The sequence below is a fragment of the Nonomuraea sp. NPDC049419 genome, assembly GCF_040676995.1.
GTDB lineage: Bacteria > Actinomycetota > Actinomycetes > Streptosporangiales > Streptosporangiaceae > Nonomuraea > Nonomuraea salmonea.
This window is the reverse complement of record NZ_JBFAQB010000001.1, coordinates 488,141-505,345: the sequence shown is the minus strand read 5'-3', so window position 1 is coordinate 505,345 and position 17,205 is coordinate 488,141. Positions and strand designations below refer to the sequence as shown.

At 68.2% G+C, this 17,205-nt stretch carries 19 protein-coding genes; 4 read left to right on the top strand and 15 right to left on the bottom strand.

The annotated features are described in order from the left end of the window. The first annotated feature begins 107 nt into the window (after positions 1 to 107). Together AB0K12_RS02500 and AB0K12_RS02495 are read left to right on the top strand one after the other, a co-directional pair. Complete coding sequence (locus AB0K12_RS02500; protein ID WP_364555087.1) at positions 108 to 1,499, top strand: hypothetical protein; 1,392 nt, start codon at positions 108 to 110, stop codon at positions 1,497 to 1,499. A 31-nt stretch (positions 1,500 to 1,530) separates the two neighbouring features. Continuing rightward, positions 1,531 to 1,860: a helix-turn-helix transcriptional regulator gene (locus tag AB0K12_RS02495; protein WP_364555086.1), complete on the top strand. Its 330-nt coding sequence runs from the start codon at positions 1,531 to 1,533 to the stop codon at positions 1,858 to 1,860. 84 nt (positions 1,861 to 1,944) lie between these two features. Here the strand turns inward: AB0K12_RS02495 and AB0K12_RS02490 are convergent, their stop codons facing one another. The 6 genes from AB0K12_RS02490 to AB0K12_RS02465 all read right to left on the bottom strand — a co-directional run bounded on the left by AB0K12_RS02490 (position 1,945) and on the right by AB0K12_RS02465 (position 7,322). Then, positions 1,945 to 2,400, bottom strand: coding sequence for a hypothetical protein (locus AB0K12_RS02490; RefSeq protein ID WP_364555085.1), 456 nt, complete (start codon positions 2,398 to 2,400; stop codon positions 1,945 to 1,947). A 117-nt stretch (positions 2,401 to 2,517) separates the two neighbouring features. Continuing rightward, positions 2,518 to 3,144, bottom strand: a complete 627-nt coding sequence (locus AB0K12_RS02485) for a DUF4240 domain-containing protein (RefSeq protein ID WP_364555084.1) — start codon at positions 3,142 to 3,144, stop codon at positions 2,518 to 2,520. Between the two features lie 82 nt (positions 3,145 to 3,226). After that, complete coding sequence (locus tag AB0K12_RS02480; protein WP_364555083.1) at positions 3,227 to 3,376, bottom strand: hypothetical protein; 150 nt, start codon at positions 3,374 to 3,376, stop codon at positions 3,227 to 3,229. 861 nt (positions 3,377 to 4,237) lie between these two features. Beyond that, positions 4,238 to 5,338 carry a hypothetical protein gene (locus AB0K12_RS02475; protein WP_364555082.1) on the bottom strand — a complete coding sequence of 367 codons (1,101 nt, stop codon included), beginning with the start codon at positions 5,336 to 5,338 and terminating at the stop codon, positions 4,238 to 4,240. A 96-nt stretch (positions 5,339 to 5,434) separates the two neighbouring features. Next, complete coding sequence (locus AB0K12_RS02470) at positions 5,435 to 6,007, bottom strand: HAD family hydrolase (RefSeq protein WP_364555081.1); 573 nt, start codon at positions 6,005 to 6,007, stop codon at positions 5,435 to 5,437. Between the two features lie 151 nt (positions 6,008 to 6,158). Next, positions 6,159 to 7,322 (bottom strand): acyl-CoA dehydrogenase family protein, encoded by a 1,164-nt coding sequence (locus AB0K12_RS02465; protein ID WP_364555080.1) that lies wholly within the window; start codon positions 7,320 to 7,322, stop codon positions 6,159 to 6,161. A 97-nt stretch (positions 7,323 to 7,419) separates the two neighbouring features. On the opposite strand from AB0K12_RS02465, the gene AB0K12_RS02460 reads away from it, so the two are divergent. After that, positions 7,420 to 8,763, top strand: a complete 1,344-nt coding sequence (locus tag AB0K12_RS02460) for a UDP-glucose/GDP-mannose dehydrogenase family protein (protein ID WP_364555079.1) — start codon at positions 7,420 to 7,422, stop codon at positions 8,761 to 8,763. Positions 8,764 to 8,828: 65 nt separating this feature from the next. On the opposite strand, the gene AB0K12_RS02455 is transcribed toward AB0K12_RS02460, so the two are convergent. From AB0K12_RS02455 to AB0K12_RS02445, 3 genes are all read right to left on the bottom strand, one after another. Further along, positions 8,829 to 9,719, bottom strand: coding sequence for a GNAT family N-acetyltransferase (locus tag AB0K12_RS02455; RefSeq protein WP_364555078.1), 891 nt, complete (start codon positions 9,717 to 9,719; stop codon positions 8,829 to 8,831). Between the two features lie 209 nt (positions 9,720 to 9,928). Then, positions 9,929 to 10,468, bottom strand: coding sequence for a 5-(carboxyamino)imidazole ribonucleotide mutase (gene purE, locus AB0K12_RS02450; RefSeq protein WP_364555077.1), 540 nt, complete (start codon positions 10,466 to 10,468; stop codon positions 9,929 to 9,931). Continuing rightward, positions 10,465 to 11,613, bottom strand: coding sequence for a 5-(carboxyamino)imidazole ribonucleotide synthase (locus AB0K12_RS02445; protein ID WP_364555076.1), 1,149 nt, complete (start codon positions 11,611 to 11,613; stop codon positions 10,465 to 10,467). The genes purE and AB0K12_RS02445 overlap by 4 nt, the downstream gene beginning before the upstream one ends. 304 nt (positions 11,614 to 11,917) lie before the next feature. Between AB0K12_RS02445 and AB0K12_RS02440 the strand changes: the two genes are divergently transcribed. Then, complete coding sequence (locus AB0K12_RS02440; RefSeq protein WP_364555075.1) at positions 11,918 to 12,400, top strand: GtrA family protein; 483 nt, start codon at positions 11,918 to 11,920, stop codon at positions 12,398 to 12,400. Here the strand turns inward: AB0K12_RS02440 and AB0K12_RS02435 are convergent. The 6 genes from AB0K12_RS02435 to AB0K12_RS02410 all read right to left on the bottom strand — a co-directional run bounded on the left by AB0K12_RS02435 (position 12,384) and on the right by AB0K12_RS02410 (position 17,193). Then, on the bottom strand, positions 12,384 to 13,661 hold the full coding sequence (locus AB0K12_RS02435) for an ATP-binding protein (protein ID WP_355411254.1): 1,278 nt from the start codon (positions 13,659 to 13,661) through the stop codon (positions 12,384 to 12,386). The genes AB0K12_RS02440 and AB0K12_RS02435 overlap by 17 nt on opposite strands. Before the next feature lie 2 nt (positions 13,662 to 13,663). Next, on the bottom strand, positions 13,664 to 14,332 hold the full coding sequence (locus AB0K12_RS02430) for a response regulator transcription factor (RefSeq protein ID WP_012888073.1): 669 nt from the start codon (positions 14,330 to 14,332) through the stop codon (positions 13,664 to 13,666). Positions 14,333 to 14,659: 327 nt separating this feature from the next. After that, positions 14,660 to 15,145, bottom strand: a complete 486-nt coding sequence (bfr, locus tag AB0K12_RS02425; protein ID WP_345396405.1) for a bacterioferritin — start codon at positions 15,143 to 15,145, stop codon at positions 14,660 to 14,662. A gap of 24 nt (positions 15,146 to 15,169) precedes the next feature. Further along, positions 15,170 to 15,346 carry a (2Fe-2S)-binding protein gene (locus AB0K12_RS02420; RefSeq protein ID WP_345396402.1) on the bottom strand — a complete coding sequence of 59 codons (177 nt, stop codon included), beginning with the start codon at positions 15,344 to 15,346 and terminating at the stop codon, positions 15,170 to 15,172. 141 nt (positions 15,347 to 15,487) lie between these two features. Beyond that, a complete protein-coding gene (locus tag AB0K12_RS02415) occupies positions 15,488 to 16,108 on the bottom strand; it encodes an MBL fold metallo-hydrolase (protein WP_364555074.1) in 621 nt (206 codons plus the stop codon). Next, positions 16,108 to 17,193 carry an S-(hydroxymethyl)mycothiol dehydrogenase gene (locus tag AB0K12_RS02410; protein ID WP_364555073.1) on the bottom strand — a complete coding sequence of 362 codons (1,086 nt, stop codon included), beginning with the start codon at positions 17,191 to 17,193 and terminating at the stop codon, positions 16,108 to 16,110. The genes AB0K12_RS02415 and AB0K12_RS02410 overlap by 1 nt, the downstream gene beginning before the upstream one ends. Positions 17,194 to 17,205 lie beyond the last annotated feature (12 nt).

Sequence of the window (17,205 nt, the reverse complement as noted above, 5' to 3'; positions counted from 1 at the left end):
CCACCGCCTGCGGCATGAGTGGGAGACGGGGGGCCACGGCGACTTCCGGTGGGACCTGCCCGCCTGACGCGCCCATTCGTCAAGATCGCCCTGCGTACGATGTGCGCATGGCGGCCCTCTTACTGATCCTCGCCCTGCCAGTGCTCCTCGCGTTATCCGCGATCAGGTTCGCCGCCCGCTCGGCCCCGGCGCACCGCCCGTACCACATGTACAAGGAACCCCTGCTCAACGGCGCGACAACCGCGGCGGCCGGCCTGGTGATCCTGTTGGGCGCCGCCTGGATGACCCACCACGACGGACACCACGACGACTTCGGCTCAGCGATGACCGAGCTGGTCGGTATGTTCGCCGGCGGCCTGCTGCTGCGAGGCGCGGCCCCATTCCTCACGTGGATCCTCGCGACCCTCGACCGTCGCACCCCCCGCTTTCCACCCATCCTCCGCCCGGCGACTCGCCAGCTGGGCGGTGGCCTCGCCCGTACGTCGGCGGGCGTGGCGGCGGCCATGACTCTCACCGGCATCGCCACAGCCGTGCTGATCGTCGCCCCCGCCGTGGAGTCCCAGGACAGGGCCGGCTACCGCCCGCAAGGCCGCCTGGACGCCACGACCATCAACGTCTCAGCCGGTCAGCAGGCGTCATCCGTACGAGCGGTCATCGAACAGGAGTTACCCGGCGTACCACTCCTGCCCGCCGACACCGACGACCTCTTCTCCTCCGTCATCGAGCTCGACTTCGCGCCCGACACGTACGTCGGCGACGAAACCCTGCTCCACCACCTCACAGGAAACCCGGCCACCCCGTACGACCCCGCCACAGCCGTCCTGGTGTCGTCGGAGGTCAAGGGCGAGACCTCAGCCCTGATCCAGTACGACCTCCCCAGCCCCGGCACCACCATGGACCTCCGCGTCATCGCCGTACCACCGCCCCAGCCGCGCTGGGAGGTCATGTTCGTACCGGAGGAAGCGGCCCGCGAACGAGGCATCACCCTGACCCCCGACCGCTTCATCATCGACCCTTCCCACCACCGGCTCTCGCCGGCGGAACAGGAACGCCTCCAAAGCCGCCTGGCCGGCCTCGCGACCGTGCACGTCGAGCGCGGCTTCCACCCGACGACCACCTGGACGTACGCCGTCGCCGCCCTGTTCCTGATCGCCGCAGCCGCCACGGTATGGGCATCTCGCTCATCCGCCGCCTCCCGCATCCTGCGCAGAGGCAGCGCAGACTCCCCGCGTCTCCTCATGGCCACCCGCACCCTGACCACATCCCTATGCGCCACCGCAATGGGCGCCGTAACGGGCGCAGTGATCGGCCTGCTCCTGCTCTGGCCCGCAACCACCTCCTCCGCCTGGGACCCACCACCAAGAGCCCCCTTCAACACCCCCTGGCCGACCATAACCGCCCTCCTACTGGCCCTCCCCGTACTCACCGCAGCAACAGCAGCCCTGATCCCACTCACCCCCTGGTTCACCCGAACGGCCCGGACATCGCTACGCCTTTAGAGTCGGCGAAGACGAAGAGGGAGGCCAAGCGATGAGCCCAGGACGTAACTGGCGTGAGGTCAAGGCGGAAGCGCACCGGTTGCATCCCGAACTTGCCGACCCGCAGCGACAGGCCGCCGCCGACGCGCACCTGAATGCCTACGTGGCCGGCCGCCATCTCAAAGAGCTGCGCAAGTCCGTCGGCAAGACGCAATCCGAGGTGGCAGCTGTGCTTGGCATCTCTCAAGCACGCGTCTCTCAGATTGAGAACGGTGATTCGGACTCGATGGAGCTGGAGACCATTCGCGCTTATGCCGCCGCGCTCGGTGGACATGTCGACGTGACCCTAAGCGTCGGCCCCCACTCGGTACGGGTGGCGTGACCGCAGATCCCTCAGCTGTGGCTCACGGCCACCGCACAAAGGATCATGCAGTGGCCGTCTCGCTTCACCCCGACGCCTCAGGCGTCACGGACACTTCGCGCGTCGCTTGGGGCTGTAGCCGTTGTGGACGACGTACTTGCTTCCCGAGTAATAGGCGACCTGGCCCTGGAGGCGGTACGTGAAGGTGGTCCCCCGCTTGCAGCCCTTGTACAGCGTCTTCTTTCCGGCCCCGTACCAGGTGGCGCTGGAGATGGTCTGCCAGCCGTACCAGCGCTTGCGCTGAAGCATGATCTTGATGCGCTGGTTGCGGGAGCAGCCGATGGCCCAGCCGGTCGCGGCCACGTGCCCCTTGCGCATCTCGGGACGGTACACCCGCACCTGACGGCAGGCTAACGCCGCCGAGCCGGTCGCCGCGGCCGTGGCGACGGTGGTGGACGAGGTCTGGGCACTGGTCTGTACGGAGGCCTGCGCGGGGGCGCCCGCGGTCAGAGCCGCAGCGGTCACCGCCGCACCGAGGACCATCGTGTTGAGCGTTCGCATCGCGTTCTCCTTGGTGCTCGTCGTACCGGACACCGCGAAGGTAGCCAGGCCGATGTTGAGGACCTGTTGAGCGCTAGTTGAGCGAACCGACCGACGCTCCCCACCGTCGAAAACCTCTTATTGCTGACCCCGATAACGGGCTATCCGGGGAAGCCTGCGGGCCAACTCCCGTTCGTCGTCGAAGTCCCACTGCTCTCCATGGGGAACGCTGCCCAGCGCCGGGATCAGGGGAAAGTCGCCTGAGAAGCCCCGAGCAGCCACGGCCTCGGCGAGGCCGTCCGCGTCCTTCCCGGTCACCCGTTCATAAGCGTCGAACCCCACGTAGGCGAGCAACTCGAACTCAGGATGCTCCTCCCACTCCTCATCCAGATTCCGCTGCCGACGCTTCATGGCGGCGACGAACATGGCCACCCGGTCCAGCAGGCGAAGCACTTCAGGCTGCTCGATCAGCCGATCCGGGCACTCGGCGACGGTCTCGAACGTCTCGCGCCCCAGACTGATGAGCCAGCTCACGAAGTACTCGAAGCCGTCCAGGGATCCCCTGCCGAACACGAACCAGAACGCCGCGTAGAGATCGACGGTGCAGCCGCGGTTCTGCGTCGTCCTCCACCAGACGTCATAGTCGATGATCTCTTCGACCGGGCGGCGCGAGAGCTCGTCCACCAACCACGCGACACGCGCTTCCCTCGTGTCGGTCTCACGTCCGGAACGCTCGATCAGGTCCCAGAACTCATCGACATCCATGCCTCGCGATGCTGGCAGCCCTGGACCACCGCGTAAAGATCACGGACCCGGCCCACCCCGCAGGAAGCGCCGGGTTCCCGCATCACTTCAGGAGCTGGCGGGCCATGACCATGCGCTGGATCTGGTTGGTGCCCTCGTAGATCTGGCTGATCTCCCATGCCCTGCGCAGCCACCAGCGAAAACCTGTCGACCAGAAGCCTGACCAGGGGTCACTGTTGCGACCGGCTCTCATCGTTCTTCACGGTTCCCGACCCTCCCACGGAACAGCGACGGAACAGGGCTGGAGATCGCTCATGGCGGTCCCGAAGGAGGGTTCGCGGCTCATCAGCGTCGCTGCCACCGTGTTCCCCTGACGCGTCCGTCGTAAGCCCCGTATTGCCGGGGGAACTGAATCGCCCCTGCTTTGCCGGAGACCTTGGGGTGCCCCACTCACCGCAGCAACCGAATCGCCGGGATTGGTCTGAAGTGTCAGAGATGCGAAGCACTTCCTTAGGAGCGCGGGGGCCATTCAGGCTGCGTAGGTGGCTTGACCTGGGCAAACAACACACGCGACGCATGAGCGCTATGAGATCATCCCGCACATGTCCCCGCCATGGCGTCAGCACCATGACTTCCGTGCGATGCAGGGACGTAACATCCTCCGCCGCGCTGTGAATGATTGGGGCGCTCAGAATGCGCCTTACGACCGGTTGATCGCTACGGGGTCGTGGCCAGTATTGTTCAAGACTGTCCGTCCTGCGAGCGGCCGGCGAAGCTGGAGCGATACTCGGCGCACATAGGCGATGCTGAGCGTGTCGCCCTCCCAGGGCCAAGGACTCGAACAGGTGTTATGCACCTGCACTCCGATGATTACCTGGGAGGGAGACTCGCGCACCTCGGTATCCGTCACCCGCTCGCATTCCCTGGGCCTGGTCTCAGGCGTCCCAAAGCTCACTTCCACGGTCAATGTGCGCTCGTCCGGTGATAATGTCGCCACCTGAATCTGTTGCCATTGAGCCTGGCTGCAAGCGGTCATGGTGAGGAGCGCCGTTGCCACGAGCAGCGCCTTGCTGCTTATTGCGAGAAGGGCTGAGGACATTGAGATGATCTATTCCTATCGGCGCTTCATGACGTCGCCGCCGTACGCGCGCCGGACATCATCGATGTCGGTGAAAATTGATTCACACAGGGGACCGACCGACTTCCCGCCGGAGTAGGATCCGTCCGGATTGTTCATCGGAAAGCTTTCCTCGGTGATCCCGACTTCGTAATTGCATATCTGTCCCGATGTCGCGCCTCCGACACAGTACAGATCTCCGGGCATTGCGCGCCGCGTCCAGCTTCGCCTGACCGGGCGCTTGCTAGCGGACGTTGCGCTGCCAACGAAGATGGACGCTGTTGGCTTCTTCGGGTTGAGCATCGAAACTAGCGCGCTATCTCCATGGGTGGTGGACTTTCCAGGCAGCCTCACTGATCCCGTGCCATCCTTCCAGGTGCTGTACAAGCGGAGCCCGTACGGGATGGTACCGAAAGTTACATCGTCAGGCAGGCAGTGTCCCGCCGTCACTATGCGCCTTTCGCCCCCTTGATTCCATGCAAAGCCCATGGTGCATTGGGATCCTGCGTTGCTGACGAACCGTCCCCCACCGTTGACGTAGTCGTCGTTATCGTTATTGCGTGTGTCGTGAGTCTCGAGCCTGGTGGCGTCCGGGTTCAGCCAGATGACGATGCTGTTCGTGCCGTACCGCTGGGCCAGGGCCTGCCGCATCTCGGATGACACAGCGTTAGCAGTGATCAGGACCTGGTTCCGTTCGGGCCATGCACCTGCGGAGATAATGGCGTTGGCGCCCGGCAATTGCGTGGTGTCCAGGGTCACGACTTCTTGTGTAATGGTGGATAGCGTGGCGTAGCTGTTGGTCACGTCGGAGACGTGCGGGGTGAACGCGTATTCCTCTGATGGGCCAGCAGGCCCTTCGGCGTCTTCGTCGGTATCGTCGCCGGTGTATTCTCCGGGAAGGGTCCAGTCCACGCCGCCGAGGCTGAGGTAAGCCGTGCCGGCTAGTGGGGCAGAGCCGATAGCGTGGCCGTCGGCTGTGGCAGCCGGAACGATGATTTGGCCGCTGACCATGTCCACGTACGGATTCGCGAGCACACTGCCGTTGGCCTCAACCCGGTCGTAGGCGTTACTGAGTGCGTGTGCCTGGGCTTCGGCCATTTGCAGGTGGCCTGTGCGCCAGTTCGCTGGGGCGGAGATCACCTCGACGCCGTCCGGCCCTGCGGGGTACAGCGTCGTGGCATTTTGCGCATCGGGCTATGTGCCCCGGTCGATGCGGACGGTGCTCAAGCCTGCCGCGCGTCCTCCGGCGATGTCGGCGACGAGGTGGTCACCGACCATCCATCCGCCATCGGCGCACGCCGCGCCGCACCGGCCGGCGGCCATCTCGAACAGCCTGACATCGGGCTTGCGGATGCCCTCGACGCCCAAAAGCGCGTAGGCGTCAACAGCGTCGGCCAAGCCGGTGGCTTGCAGCTTGCCTAGCTGGTTGTCTGCCATGCCGTTGGTGACGATGGCGACCTTCCAACCGGCCTCGCGCAGTCGGGCCAGACCGCCCATCACCTCCGGGCGGCACCGCACCAGATGCGGCATACGCCTTCGGTATCCCGCCCAAAGCTCCTCCACCGACGCCGCGAGGGCGAAGTGCTCCTGCGCCAACGTGAAGAACTCCGCACGGTGCGGATGGCCGGCCTTGTTCAAGGCGATCAGCCACTCCACTGCCCCGCTGCCGAAACCATGATCGGCGGTGAACTCCCCCGCCCACACCTGGAACGCCTCGTCCAAGTTCACGAGTGTGTTGTCGAGGTCGAAGAGGGCTAGGCGCTGCATGATCCGATCGTACGGACGGAGGCTTCCCGTTCCGTTCTGCTCCGTGTCTCACGGAACAGCCACGGAACAGCGCTCGTTGAGCCCCGGACCTGAACGCCGGCGAACCCCGGCTCTCCGCTATCGAGGACCGGGGTTTCCGCTGCTCAGCGCCCTACTTCAAGAGCTGGCGGGCCATGACCATGCGCTGGATCTGGTTGGTGCCCTCGTAGATCTGGGTGATCTTGGCGTCGCGCATCATGCGTTCGACCGGGAAGTCCTTCGTGTACCCGTACCCGCCCAGCAACTGCACCGCGTCTGTGGTGATCTCCATGGCGGCGTCCGAGGCGGCGCACTTCGCGGCACTGGACAGGTAGGTGAGGTCCTTCTGGGGCTCGCCGTTCATCGCGCGCTCGGACTTGGCAGCCGCGTGGTACGTGAGCTGCCGGGCCGCCTCAAGTTTCATGCCCATGTCGGCGATCATGAACTGGAGGCCCTGGAAGTCGGCGATCGGCCGGCCGAACTGCTTGCGTTCCTTGACGTAGCCGATCGCGAAGTCAAGTGCGCCCTGGGCGATGCCGAGGGCCTGGGCGGCGATGGTGACGCGGGTGTGGTCGAGGGTGGCGAGGGCGGTTTTGAAGCCGGTGCCGGGTGCGCCGATCATGCGGTCGGCGGGGATGCGGACGTCGTCCAGGATGACCTGGCGGGTGGGCGAGCCCTTGATGCCGAGCTTCTTCTCCTTGGGCCCGAACGAGACGCCTTCGTCCGACTTTTCCACGACGAAGGCGGAGATGCCGCGCGCGCCGGCCGACGGGTCGGTGACGGCCATGACGGTGTAGTACTCGGACACGCCGGCGTTGGTGATCCACATCTTGGTGCCGTTGAGCACGTACGCGTCCCCGTCGGCGACGGCCCGCGTCTTCATGGACGCCGCGTCGGAGCCCGCCTCAGGCTCCGACAGCGCGTACGAGAACATCGCCTCCCCGCGCGCCACCGGCGCCAGGTAGCGGGCCTTGAGCTCCTCCGAGGCCGACAGCAGCAGCGGGACGGTGCCGAGCTTGTTGACGGCGGGGATCAGGGACGACGACGCGCAGGCCCTGGCCACCTCCTCGATGACGATCACGGTCGCCAGCGCGTCGGCCCCGGCGCCGCCGTACTGCTCGGGCACGTGCACGGCGTGCAGGTCGGCGGCCACGAGCGCCTTGTAGACGTCCCAGGAGAACTCCTCGGTCTCGTCGATCTCGGCGGCGTGCGGCGCGATCTTCTCGTCGGCCAGGGCCCGCACGGTCTCCCTGAGCATGTCGTGCTCTTCGGCGGGCGCGTAGAGAGGGAAGCTCATGCATCAGATACTAGGACGTCCGACCATCTTGTTACCAGCTAGTACGGTTTGCGGCGAAGTGCAGGTGGCACGTACGAGATAGCGAGGGCCCGGTAGCATGCCTGCGCGGATCGAAAGGAGCCCACTCGTGCCATACCGCCTCACGGTGATCGGGACCGGATACCTCGGAATCACCCATGCGGCGTGCATGGCTGATCTCGGGTTCGACGTCCTGGGCCTCGACGTCGACGCCGACAAGATCCGACGTCTGAACGCCGGCGAGCTCCCCATCCACGAGCCCGGCCTCGAGCCCGTCCTTCGCCGTGGCCTCGAATCCGGGCGGCTGCGCTTCACCACCTCGTACGACGAGGTCGCCGCCTTCGGCGACGTGCACTTCATCTGCGTGGGCACCCCGCAGAAACGCGGCGAGTATGCCGCAGACGTCACGTACATGGACAACGCCATCGAATCCCTCGCCCCGCTCCTCGACCGCGAATGCCTGGTCGTGGGCAAGTCGACGGTCCCCGTCGGCACCGCCGAGCGGCTGTCGGACAAGCTCGCCCGGCTCGCGCCCGCCGGCGGCGAGGCCGAGCTGGCCTGGAACCCCGAGTTCCTGCGCGAGGGCTTCGCCGTCGAGGACACCCTGCACCCCAACCGCATCGTGCTCGGCGTACGCTCCGAACGCGCCGAGAAGATCCTGCGTGAGGTGTACGAGCCGATCGGCGACGTTCCGATCGTGGTGACCGACTTCGCGACGGCCGAGCTGGTCAAGACGGCCGCGAACGCGTTCCTGGCCACCAAGATCTCCTTCATCAACGCCATGGCCGAGGTCTGTGAGGCCGCGCACGCCGACGTCGAGCTGCTGTCCGAGGCGCTGTCGTACGACGACCGCATCGGCGGCCGCTACCTCAACGCCGGGCTCGGCTTCGGCGGCGGCTGCCTGCCCAAGGACATCAGGGCCTTCATGGCACGGGCCGGCGAGCTGGGGGCCGACCAGGCGCTGACGTTCCTGCGCGAGGTGGACGCGATCAACATGCGCCGCAGGGCCCGCATGGTCGACCTGGCCAGAGAGCTGGCCGGCGGCTCCTTCCACGGCTGCACGGTCGGCGTGCTCGGGGCCGCGTTCAAGCCCGACTCCGACGACATCCGCGACTCCCCCGCGCTCGACGTGGCCGTCACGATCGGCCACCAGGGCGGCGCGGTCACCGTGTACGACCCCATCGCGCTCGACAACGCCCGCAAGGCGCATCCCGAGCTGAACTACGGCGAGTCGGCCATCGGGGCGGTGCGCGGGGCACATGTGGTGCTGCTGCTCACGGAGTGGCAGGAGTTCATCCGGCTCGACCCGGAGGAGCTGGGGGCCGTGGTGGCCGCCCGGCGCATCGTGGACGGGCGCAACGCGCTCAACGCCGAGGCGTGGCGCTCGGCCGGCTGGCACTACCGCGCCCTCGGCCGCCCCTGACCCCGCACCCCCTCTTCAGCGGAGCTCATCGGCTCGGGCTGGGTCCGTCTGTCCAGGGACCGTCGTCAGGTCAGGTGGCGGACCCACTGGGTGAGCAGCGGGCGGTAGCCGCGCCGGGCCCAGAACGGGGTCGACAGCGGGTTGGGCAGCGCGTGGTGCAGCAGCAGCGACGACACGCCCTCCGCCGCCGCGTGCGCGTGCGCGACCTCGGTCAGCGCCGCACCGATGCCGCGCCCCCGTAGCTCCGGCTCGACGTACATCACTCCCAGGTACGCCACCGGCGCGTCGTGCACCCAGCCCGAGATCCAGCGGGCCCTGGCGGGCGGCTCGACGATGAGGCAGCCCGCAGGGCGGCCGTCCACCTCCGCCAGCCAGCACCACTCCAGCGGCAGCACCTCGCCCGCCACCGACTCCCTGATCCTTGCGGGGGTGGCGGCCCGTGGCATCACCCAGCCGAACTGGGCGTCGTAGGCGGCGAGCCGCTCGTACATGTCCGCGACCACGTCCACGTCGTCCGGAGCCGCCGTGCGGATCTTCACCGGTGCGGCGGGCGCGTCGTGCGGGCGCAGGCGGTGGACGGAGACCGCCACGATGGGGGCGAACCCGCGCCTGGCCAGCGCCCTGACCGGTACGGTGTCGCGGCTCGGCCACACCACGCTCAGCGCCTGCTCGGGCTCGTCGTCGCGGGGCAGGGCCAGCCAGCGGTCGATGAGCGCCCCCAGCGCGGCCTCCGGGTCGGGTCCTGACACCCGGGCGCGCAGCCGGTGCACGACCAGCGGCGACCACGCGGCCTGGAGGCTGCCGGGGTCGAGCCGGTCCACGTTGGTCAGGCCGACGCCCCCGGGCACCTCCAGCGGCACGTCCCGCTCCCTGACGACCAGCGTGCCCTGGTCGGCCACGAGCGGGTCAACAGCGCGTACGCGGGCCTCATGGCCCTTGATCGGGTCGTCGTCCATGGCAACGCACCCTATCCACGGAAAACGCCTGGATAAAAGGCGCAAGAGACCGCGATCAGCGGCACGTACAGGGGCGTGCGCGGACGCGACTGGCCGACGTGGCCGAGGTCACGCGTGGGACGGCGCGCGCGGTGATGGCGGTCGTGCTCGGCGCTTTCGGCGTGTTCACGATCCCGCAGGTGAAGCGGGCCGGGGGCGAGCCGGAGGGGTCAGAGGTCGGCGGCCTCGGCGCGCAGGCGTTCGCCCTTCGCGTACGCCTGCTCCTTCAACCGCACCTGGAACTCCTCCATCCGCGCCCGCAACCCCTCATCCGCGGCGGCCAGGATGCGGACGGCGAGGAGGCCGGCGTTGCGGGCGCCGCCGACGGCGACGGTGGCGACGGGCACGCCCGCCGGCATCTGGACGATGGACAGCAGGGAGTCCATGCCGTCGAGGTATTTGAGCGGCACCGGCACCCCGATGACGGGCAGCGGCGTGACGGAGGCCAGCATGCCGGGCAGGTGGGCGGCCCCGCCGGCGCCGGCGATGATCACCTTGATGCCCCGGGACGCGGCCTGGCGGCCGTAGTCGATCATCTCGACCGGCATGCGGTGCGCCGAGACCACGTCGGCCTCGAACGGCACGCCGAACTCGGCGACCGCCTCGGCGGCGGCCTTCATGACCGGCCAGTCCGAGTCGCTGCCCATGACGATGCCGACAGTGCCCGTGGCGGGGCCCGTGGCGGGACCCGTGGTGGAGCCCGTGCTCATGTGTACTCCCCGGTCATGAGGTAGACGGCGGCGTGGCGGGCGCGGGCGCGTACTTCGTCGAGGTTGGAGCCCAGCGCGGTGACGTGGCCGATCTTGCGGCCCGGCCGCACCTCCTTGCCGTAGAAGTGCAGCTTGATGCCGGGATCGTGGGCGAGGACGTGCTCGTAGCGCTTGAACAGGTCGGGGTCGTCTCCGCCGAGCAGGTTGGCCATGACGACGACCTGCGCGGTCATGCGGGGCGAACCGAGCGGAAGGTCGAGCACGGCCCGCAGGTGCTGCTCGAACTGCGAGGTGGTGGCGCCCTCGATCGTCCAGTGGCCGCTGTTGTGGGGGCGCATGGCCAGCTCGTTGACGACGAAGCCGCGCGCGGTCTGGAACATCTCGACGGCCAGCAGCCCGGTGACGCCCAGCTCATGGGCGATCTCCAGGCCGATGTGCTGGGCTCTCGCGGCCGCCTCGGGGTCGAGGTCGGGGGCGGGCGCGATGACCTCGACGCAGATGCCGTCCTGCTGCACGGTCTCGACGACGGGGTAGCTGACGCCCTGTCCGTGGGGCGAGCGGGCGACCAGCACGGACACCTCACGCTCGAACGGTACGAACGCCTCGGCCATCAGCTCGACGCCGGTCGCGAACGCCTCGGCGACCTCTTCGGGCGTGCGGCACACCCACACGCCGCGCCCGTCGTAGCCGCCGCGCACGGCCTTGAGCACGATCGGCCAGCCGTGGGAGTCGGCGAAGGCGGTGGCGTCGCCGGCGGACGGGACCCGCCGCCAGGCCGGGCAGGGCACGCCGATCGCGCTCAGCCGCTCGCGCATGACCGCCTTGTCCTGGGCGTGGACGAGGGCGTCGGCGCCGGGCCGCACGGTGTGGCCGTCGGCGATCAGGGCCTTGATGTGCTCGGTGGGGACGTGCTCGTGGTCGAACGTGACGACGTCGCAGCCCTGCGCGAACGCCCGGAGCGCCTCAAGATCGCGATAGTCTCCGATGCGCGTGTCGACGACGACCCGGGCCGCGCTCTCCTCAGGAGTGTTGGCCAGCACCCGCAGCTCGACACCGAGCGCGATGGCGGGCGGCTGCGACATCCTGGCGAGCTGGCCCGCGCCGACGATGCCGACGACCGGGCCGATGGGGCTGATGGCACTCACGTCAGGCGAGCTTACCGGGACGCAACCACTTACCCCGCCCGGCCCTGGACCTTCCGGGTCAACGTCCGCACTCGTCAGGGGGCTGGACGGCCGTTCCGGGTTGCCTCGCAGGCACGACCGCCCAGCGATTCGCGTGCCCTCGAACTGCATGGCAGCGTAATGCCTCTCTAACGGGTATGCCGCACATAGGGCGATATTTCTGCAGACCTTCTTTGCGGGGTATGTTCGTACGCCTGACGTCCGGCCCTCATCGTGGCCGGTACGCTGAGTGGGTCAGCTCGACAAGGAAGGACCGAGCAGAGACGTGACATTCGCCAAGCGGCTCTACGAGCGGTTCGCGTCCCTCGTGCACGAGCTGGCCAAGTTCGGCAGCATCGGGGCGGTCGCGTTCGTCCTCGACACGAGTCTGCTCAACCTCTGCAACGTCGTGGTCGGCCTGGGCCCGCTGACCTCCAAGGTCGTGGCGACGACGATCTCCACGACCTTCGCTTACCTGGGCAACCGCTTCTGGACCTTCCGCCACCGCGAGCAGAGCGGGCTGGGCCGCGAATACTTCCTGTTCTTCCTGCTCAACGGCATCGCCCTGCTGTTCGGCATGCTGACGATCGGCTTCACCACCTACACGCTCGGCCTGCACGACACGCTCAGCTTCAACATCGCCAACATCGTGGGCGTCGGGCTCGGCACGTTGTTCCGCTACTGGTCGTACAAGAAGTGGGTGTTCCTGGAGGCCACCGAGCCGATCCCGGTGGAGCTGCCGGAGGGCGGCGTCAGGCAGGACCGCTGACCACCCTGTTGCGCCCGTCGTCGTCGGCCGGCCGCAGGAAGATGGCGAACGTCGCGGGCCTGCGCCGCACCAGCTCCAGCCGGCCGCCGTCGGCGGCGGCCAGCGCGCGGGCCAGCGTCAGGCCGAGGCCGGTGCCTCCGCCGCCGCTGACGTTCCTGTCGAAGATCTTGGGGGCGATGTCGTCGGCGATGCCGGGGCCCTCGTCCGCCACCTCGATCACCACGTAGTTGTCGCCGCAGGTGGTGGTGACGGTGACGGCGCCGCCGCCGTGCCGCAGGGAGTTCTCCAGCAGCGAGGCGATGACCTGGCCGAAGCCGCCGGTGGTGGCCATCGCCTTGAGCCCGCGCGTGCCTTCGAGCTGCAGCACGCGGCCCGCGTCCTTGAACACCGGCTCCCACTCGGTCATCTGCTGCACCAGCACCTCGTCCACGGCCACCGGCTCGGCCTGGGCGTGCCGCTGGCGGCGGGCCGCGGCCAGCAGCTCGTCGATGACCGCGGTGAGCCGCTCGGCCTGCACGATCGCAGCCTCGCCCTCCTCGCGGACGACCTCGGGCTCGTCGGATGAGGCCACGATCTCCTCAAGACGCATCGTCAGCCCCGTCAAGGGGGTGCGGAGCTGGTGGGAGGCGTCGGTGGCGAACTCGCGCTCGCGGGTGAGCAGGTCGGAGATGCGGGTGGCGCTGCGGTCGAGCACCTGCGCCACGCGGTCGAGCTCGGGGATGCCGTAGCGGTGCTTGCTCGGCCGCGCGTCTCCTGAGCCCAGCCGGTCGGCGATCTTCGCCAGGTCCTGCAAGGGCAGCGTGAGCCGCCGCGACTGCACGACGGCCAGGCTCACGGCCACCGCCAGCGCGGCGCCGGCGAGGGCCACGATGAGCAGCAGGCGAGCCCGTACGTCCTGCTCGACCTGGTCGCGGTCGCGGCTGATGCGTACGTAGACACCGGTGTTGGTCTGGGCGTCCTCGGTCATGAGGTGACCCGACGGCGGGGGGTCGCCGACGACGGTCACCCTCAGGGGGGTTCCGCGTTCCCAGATCTGAATGAATCTGCCCGGGTATTTCTGTTCCAGTTGCTGGGGGTCGAGCGGCGCCTCCTGGACGCGGGCGTACTCCACCTCTCCCACGAGACGCTTGGCCTCAGCCCCGAGCTCCTGAGCCGCCTCATCGACGATCAGACGGCTGACGACGACGCCCAGGGGGACCCCCAGCAGCAGGACCGCGATGACCGCGACGAGCAGAGTGGAGGAGAGCAGTCGGCGGCGCATCCCTACTCGCGCTCGAACCTGAAGCCGACCCCCCGGACCGTGGTGATGTAACGCGGCTTGGCGGCGTCGTCGCCCAGCTTGCGACGCAACCAGGAGATGTGCATGTCGAGCGTCTTGGTGGAGCCCCACCAGTTGGTGTCCCACACCTCGCGCATGATCTGCTCGCGGGTGACGACCTTGCCGGCGTCGCGGACGAGCACCCGCAGCAGGTCGAACTCCTTCGTGGTCAGATGCAGCTCCTTGTCGCCCATCCAGGCGCGGCGCGAGTCGGCGTCGATGCGCACCCCCTGGACGACCGGGGTCTCGGACGTGCCCCGCCGCAGCAGCGCCCGCACTCTGGCGAGCAGTTCGGCGAGGCGGAACGGTTTCGTCACGTAGTCGTCGGCGCCGGCGTCGAGGCCGACGACGGTGTCGACCTCGTCGACACGTGCCGTGAGGATCAGGACCGGAGTGCCGTGGCCTTCGGCGCGGATCCGGCGGGCGACCTCGAGGCCGTCCATCTCCGGCAGGCCAAGGTCGAGAACAATGAGGTCGATGCCGCCCGAAAGGGCCCTCTCAAGCGCTTGAGGGCCATCGGGACTCACCTCGACCTGATAGCCCTCGCGGCGCAGCGCGCGCGCGAGCGGCTCGGAAATCGAGGTGTCATCCTCGGCGAGAAGAACGCAGGTCATAAAGCGATCGTAGGACCTTAGGCGATCGTTTCCCGGGCACAGCGCGCGGTTTGACTCGTCGTTGACCTATCCATTGACCTGGGCAAACACAGCTAAAATACGGTAGGTGGTGATTAAAACACCGGGGCCCGTGGGGCCGGAGTCATCGGGTGGTCATGCCCGCTCGTGAACGCCGCAACCCCGTGGGGTTCGGCGTTTCTCCCATAACACTCGGATTTTCGATCAAGCGGAAATGCCGCTGATTTCCGGATATCGCGCCCAGATAGCGCGCCGGACGCCGGGGCGCGCGGCTGAGGGGATGCGGCGCGCCCCGAGGGACCGGGCGGATCAGTCGTCGTACGAGCGCGGCTCGGTGTACCTGGCCAGGTAGAGCTGCTCGCCCAGGCTCTGGATGAGCTCCAGTTCGGTCTCCAGGTAGTCGATGTGCTCTTCCTCGTCCTTGAGGATGTCCTCGAAGATGTTGGCCGAGGTGATGTCGCCCTTCTCGCGCATCAGCTGGATCGCCGGCCGCAGGCGCTGCACCACCGCCAGCTCCACCTCCAGGTCGGCCTGGAGCTGCTCGGGGACGGTCTGGCCGATGTGCAGCGTGCCGAGGCGCTGGTAGTTGGGCAGGCCCTCGAGGAAGAGGATGCGGTCGGTGAGGCGCTCGGCGTGGCGCATCTCCTCGAAGGACTCGTCGCGGGTGTGTTTGGCGAGCTTGGTGTAACCCCAGTTCTCCTGCATCTTGGCGTGCAGGAAGTATTGGTTGATCGCGGTCAGCTCCGCGGTCAGCTGTTCGTTGAGCAACTCGATGATCTGCTTGTCGCCCTGCATAACGGGCCCCTCATCGCTATCCGGTCATGCGGTCGTCAGTTCTTGAGACCTTTTCAGGATCGCACAGATCTTCCGTACACAACGGGCACAGTCACCACCGGCACCAGTGGTGTCGCGAATCTGCTTGGCGCTGGTCGCCCCTTCTGCGATGCAGTCGTGCACCTCGTTCTCGGTCACGGCACGACAGATGCACACGTACATGCGGGGGCAGGCCTTTCACGCAGGGACAACCGGGGGACAGCCTTAGGTAAGGCACACCTAAGATAGCCCACTGAGGTTAGGCATGCCTACGTTGGGTCGGTCACAGTCGTCTATCCCCGCAGGTGGAGGGCCTGCCGCCGATCAGTGACCGCGGGCGATCCACTCCTCCAGATGCGGGGCCTCCGCGCCGATCGAGGTGGAGTCACCGTGGCCGGTGTGCACCACGGTCTCTGGCGGCAGCGTCAGCAGCCGCTCCTTGATCGAGTCGACGATGGTCTCGAACGAGCTGTAGGACCGGCCGGTCGCCCCCAGGCCGCCCTTGAACAGCGTGTCGCCGCTGAACAAGGCTCCCAGGTCGGGCGCGTACAGGCAGACCGCGCCTGGCGCGTGCCCCGGCGTGTGCAACACCTGCAGCGCGATGCCGCCCACGGTCAGCTTGTCGCCGTCGCCCAGCGGCTCGTACGCCACCTCGGGCCCGTAGACCTGCTCCCACAGCACCTGGTCGGCCGGGTGCAGCCGGATCGGCGCGCCCGTGCGCTCGGCCAGGTCGCGGGCGGCGTTGATGTGGTCGTTGTGCGCGTGGGTGCAGACGATGGCCCGCACCGCGCGTCCGCCCACCCGCTCGGCGATCGCCGCCGCATCGTGGGCGGCGTCGATGACCACGACCTCGCGGGCGTCACCGACCAGCCAGACGTTGTTGTCGACGTCCCACGTGCCGCCGTCCAGCGAGAACGTGCCCGACGTGATGACCCGGTCGATCATCAGAAGACCACCACCGAACGCAGCACCTCGCCCCTGTGCATCTTCGCGAACGCCTCCTCCACCTGGTCGATCGCGATCGTCTCGGAGACGAACTTGTCGAGCGGCAGGCGGTTCTGCAAGAACAGGTCGATGAGCATCGGGAAGTCGCGCGAGGGCAGGCAGTCGCCGTACCAGGAGGACTTCAGCGCGCCGCCGCGGCCGAACACGTCGAGCAGCGGCAGGTCGATGCGCATCTCGGGGGTCGGCACGCCGACCAGCACGACCGTGCCGGCCAGGTCGCGGGCGTAGAACGCCTGCTCGTACGTCTCGGGCCTGCCCACCGCCTCGACCACCACGTCGGCGCCGTTGCCCCCGGTCAGCTCGCGGATGGCCGCGACCGGGTCGTTCGCGCGGGAGTTGACCGTGTGGGTGGCGCCGAACTGGCGGGCCCACTCCAGCTTGCGGTCGTCCACGTCGACGGCGATGATCCGGCTCGCGCCGGCCAGCGAGGCGCCGAGGATGGCCGCGTCGCCGACGCCGCCGCAGCCGATGACGGCCACGCTGTCGCCGCGGGTGACGCCGCCGGTGTTGATCGCCGCGCCGAGCCCGGCCATCACGCCGCACCCCAGCAGGCCCGCGACCTGCGCGGGCGCCTCGGCGGAGACCTTCGTGCACTGGCCGGCCGCGACGAGCGTCTTCTCCAGGAACGCCCCGATGCCGAGCGCCGGAGAAAGCTCCGTGCCGTCCTTGAGCGTCATCTTCTGGGTGGCGTTGTGGGTGTTGAAGCAGTACCACGGACGGCCGCGCAGGCAGGCCCGGCACTGGCCGCACACCGCCCGCCAGTTGAGGATGACGAAGTCGCCCGGCTCGACCTCGGTGACGCCGGGGCCGACCGCCTCGACGACGCCCGCCGCCTCATGGCCGAGCAGGAACGGGTAGTCGTCGCTGATCCCGCCTTCCCGATAGTGCAGGTCGGTGTGGCACACGCCGCAGGCCTGCACATTCACCACCGCCTCGCCCGGACCTGGGTCCGGCACGAGCACCGTCTCGAGCGAAACTTCCTGGCCCTTGCCCCGGGCGACGACGCCCTGCACTTCGTACGGCATGCCAGCCATCTT

Coding starts and splice junctions, on each gene's coding strand:
- AB0K12_RS02500 (WP_364555087.1), top strand. CDS start 108: ATGGCGGCCCTCTTACTGATCCTCGCCCTGCCAGTGCTCCTCGCGTTA.
- AB0K12_RS02495 (WP_364555086.1), top strand. CDS start 1,531: ATGAGCCCAGGACGTAACTGGCGTGAGGTCAAGGCGGAAGCGCACCGG.
- AB0K12_RS02490 (WP_364555085.1), bottom strand. CDS start 2,400: ATGCGAACGCTCAACACGATGGTCCTCGGTGCGGCGGTGACCGCTGCG.
- AB0K12_RS02485 (WP_364555084.1), bottom strand. CDS start 3,144: ATGGATGTCGATGAGTTCTGGGACCTGATCGAGCGTTCCGGACGTGAG.
- AB0K12_RS02480 (WP_364555083.1), bottom strand. CDS start 3,376: ATGAGAGCCGGTCGCAACAGTGACCCCTGGTCAGGCTTCTGGTCGACA.
- AB0K12_RS02475 (WP_364555082.1), bottom strand. CDS start 5,338: ATGGCCGAAGCCCAGGCACACGCACTCAGTAACGCCTACGACCGGGTT.
- AB0K12_RS02470 (WP_364555081.1), bottom strand. CDS start 6,007: ATGCAGCGCCTAGCCCTCTTCGACCTCGACAACACACTCGTGAACTTG.
- AB0K12_RS02465 (WP_364555080.1), bottom strand. CDS start 7,322: ATGAGCTTCCCTCTCTACGCGCCCGCCGAAGAGCACGACATGCTCAGG.
- AB0K12_RS02460 (WP_364555079.1), top strand. CDS start 7,420: ATGCCTGCGCGGATCGAAAGGAGCCCACTCGTGCCATACCGCCTCACG.
- AB0K12_RS02455 (WP_364555078.1), bottom strand. CDS start 9,719: ATGGACGACGACCCGATCAAGGGCCATGAGGCCCGCGTACGCGCTGTT.
- purE (WP_364555077.1), bottom strand. CDS start 10,468: ATGAGCACGGGCTCCACCACGGGTCCCGCCACGGGCCCCGCCACGGGC.
- AB0K12_RS02435 (WP_355411254.1), bottom strand. CDS start 13,661: ATGCGCCGCCGACTGCTCTCCTCCACTCTGCTCGTCGCGGTCATCGCG.
- AB0K12_RS02430 (WP_012888073.1), bottom strand. CDS start 14,332: ATGACCTGCGTTCTTCTCGCCGAGGATGACACCTCGATTTCCGAGCCG.
- bfr (WP_345396405.1), bottom strand. CDS start 15,145: ATGCAGGGCGACAAGCAGATCATCGAGTTGCTCAACGAACAGCTGACC.
- AB0K12_RS02420 (WP_345396402.1), bottom strand. CDS start 15,346: ATGTACGTGTGCATCTGTCGTGCCGTGACCGAGAACGAGGTGCACGAC.
- AB0K12_RS02415 (WP_364555074.1), bottom strand. CDS start 16,108: ATGATCGACCGGGTCATCACGTCGGGCACGTTCTCGCTGGACGGCGGC.
- AB0K12_RS02410 (WP_364555073.1), bottom strand. CDS start 17,193: ATGCCGTACGAAGTGCAGGGCGTCGTCGCCCGGGGCAAGGGCCAGGAA.